Below are 2,392 nucleotides of genomic sequence, written 5' to 3'. Positions count from 1 at the left end.
TTCGTCTGATGTGAAGTCATCGGTTATGTGAAGTCTCTGGCGTTTGGGCTGGTGGGCGGCTTGGCGGGCCTCGACTTCTTCGCATAACAGGTGGATTCAAATGGCTTGGCGGAGCCAGGTCAGCAGGTCCCGGCGGGCGGTCTGGTCGTAGTTGCTTGTTTCGAGGGTCTTCGCGGCGGCTGCTTCGATGGCGTGGCGTTTCATTTCCGGGCTGGCTTTGGCGTAGATCTCGGTGGTGATGACGGAGGTGTGGCCGAGTATGTCGCGGATGTAGATCAGATTGACGCCGTTTTCCAGTAAATGCATGGCCTTCGAATGTCTGAGCACGTGGGGCGAAACGGTTGTGGGGACGAGTTCGGGACGGTCGGCGTGCGCGGCCTGGGCGCATTTGGCGAGTATGTAAGCGGCACCGGCGCGTCCCAGCCGTTGATTGACTCTGTTGGCAAATACCGGACCCGACGGTTCTTGAGGCAGTGTACCGACGTGCTGTGCAAGTATCACGGCAGCCTGCGGTGTCAGTGGAACGATCCTGGTTTTGCGGCCCTTTCCGGTGAGAGTCGCGCTGGCGGGTTTTTCGAGACGAAGATCGACAAGTGATAGGTCGCAGGCTTCTTGAACTCGGGCAGCGGTGTCGTAAAGGGTCGTCAGCAGCGCCAGATCGCGCGGTCCGCGGCGTTTGGCGTGTTCCAGTAACAGCCCGATCGCTTCCACGGGCAGGTAGTCGATGACGGGCTGGGGGGCTTGGGCCGCTTTGAGGTTGAAGACTTGTTGGGCCTGTACGACTTGCTCGGGTGCTTCGGCTTGAACGTATCGGAAGAACGATTTCAACGCCGCAAGGCGTTGGTTGGCGGTGGCGGCGGAGCAGCCCCTGTCGGTGTGCAGCCAATCGAGGAAGGCCGTCACGTTCGGTGTGGTGAAGTCTGTGAAGGAGACCCTGTCCGGCGGGGTCGCCGACCGGTCTTCCATGAACCGTAGGTAAAGCGTGAAGGCGTCCCGGTAGGCGGAGATGGTGTTCCTGGAACAGTTCCTGGTGACGGGCAGGTAGACAGTGAGGAACCGGGCCAGCATGTCGGCGAAAGGGCGGATGGCAGCCATCTCACACCTCCTCGTGGGGGAATACGCCCGTGTAGGCGCCTTCCATGAGCTGATCGATGTTGCCCCAGGCGGATGGGTCCAGGCGCAGGTAATACTCCGTTGAGACGATGTCGGCGTGTCCCATGTAGGTCGCCAGCAAAGGCAGTGTTGCGTATACGTCCACCCCGGATATCTGCATCTTCCTCAGGCAGGCCACCGCATATGAATGTCTTAGGTCATGGGCACGCGGAGCACGTCCTGAGGCGGTAGTGACGTCTGCTTGGAGCATCAATCCCTGGATGTGCGTGGTGGCCGAGCCCGGGTTGTAGCGCCCGCCTCGTGGAGAGGGGAAGAACCACGCCCCGTGGTCTTCGGGGATAAGTCCAATAGCAACGATGTAGCGGCGGGCGTATGCCGCCAAAGACTCGGACATCGGCACTAACCTGGTTCGGTTGTGCTTGGCTTTGTGGACGGTGATGACGGCGTTGGCCAGGTCCACGTCGACGATCTGCAGAGACAGCGCTTCCCCGATCCGCAGTCCGCAGCACCACAGCAAGCGGACAAGCATCGCGTAGACCGGCTGGGTTTGTGGTCCGCACCGCGACGCGGGACGAGCGTCAGCGCAGGCGATGATCCGGGCCATCTCCTGCGCCGTAATGATCCTGGGAATGAACGTGCTGGATTGGCGCGGCCACAATCGGTCCGGCAGCACCCATGCCTCGATTCCCTTCCACCGCAGGAACAAGGCGAACTGACGGACAATACCGTGTCGTCCCGCGACCGAACCAGTGGACTCTCCGTCACCCGGCCGGACGAAGTCCTCGACCACGTCCCGGGTCAGCACCCGCTCGTCTCCATCTCGCCCGGCAAGGAATCTTGACAGGCGCCTGACGAGGTAGAGGCGGCTTTTCGGATAGACGTAGCCCAGATTTCTCTTGTACTCGACGAACTCGCTGAACAACTCTGGGAACGCCCCGTCGAAAATGATCTCAACGGCCATCGGGCACCTCCAACGCCAACGGGCGAAGGTTGGTCACATTGACCCTGAGATATCTGCGAGTGGTGTTCGCATCGGCATGGCCAAGCACAGCGCCGATCACCGGATAAGGTGTCCCAGCCTCGAGCATTCCGACCGCGACGGAATGCCGCAATGAGTGCAGGCCGCGGTGCTTGCCAGCTGTCTGGACCCCGGCACGGTCGAAGCACCCGGCAACCAGCTGGTGAAAGTGGTTGCCCGTCGCGGGTGGTTGGTGCGGGGCTCTTTGGCGCACCAACAGGTGCGGATCCTGAACCTGCCGGCGCTCGTTCTTCCAATAGT

General features: G+C 61.4%; 3 protein-coding genes. All 3 read right to left on the bottom strand.

Features of this window, described 5'->3' with window-relative positions; all coding sequences use genetic code 11:
* Positions 1–96: 96 nt before the first annotated feature.
* Positions 97–1,095 carry a tyrosine-type recombinase/integrase gene (locus G6034_RS19330; RefSeq protein ID WP_176636727.1) on the bottom strand — a complete coding sequence of 333 codons (999 nt, stop codon included), beginning with the start codon at positions 1,093–1,095 and terminating at the stop codon, positions 97–99.
* A gap of 1 nt (position 1,096) precedes the next feature.
* On the bottom strand, positions 1,097–2,074 hold the full coding sequence (locus tag G6034_RS19325; protein WP_176636726.1) for a tyrosine-type recombinase/integrase: 978 nt from the start codon (positions 2,072–2,074) through the stop codon (positions 1,097–1,099).
* Positions 2,064–2,392: tyrosine-type recombinase/integrase (locus tag G6034_RS19320; protein ID WP_176636725.1), on the bottom strand; the 329-nt coding region annotated here is incomplete at its 5' end. The genes G6034_RS19325 and G6034_RS19320, both read right to left, overlap by 11 nt.

The sequence above is a fragment of the Arthrobacter wenxiniae genome, assembly GCF_013376105.1.
Classification (GTDB): domain Bacteria; phylum Actinomycetota; class Actinomycetes; order Actinomycetales; family Micrococcaceae; genus Specibacter; species Specibacter wenxiniae.
Note: the sequence above shows the minus strand (reverse complement) of the source record. Positions and strands in the feature narration are given on the sequence as shown.

What these genes read in the sequence shown, in the direction of transcription:
- G6034_RS19325 (WP_176636726.1), bottom strand. Translation starts at nt 2,074, where the DNA reads ATGGCCGTTGAGATCATTTTCGACGGGGCGTTCCCAGAGTTGTTCAGC.
- G6034_RS19330 (WP_176636727.1), bottom strand. Translation starts at nt 1,095, where the DNA reads ATGGCTGCCATCCGCCCTTTCGCCGACATGCTGGCCCGGTTCCTCACT.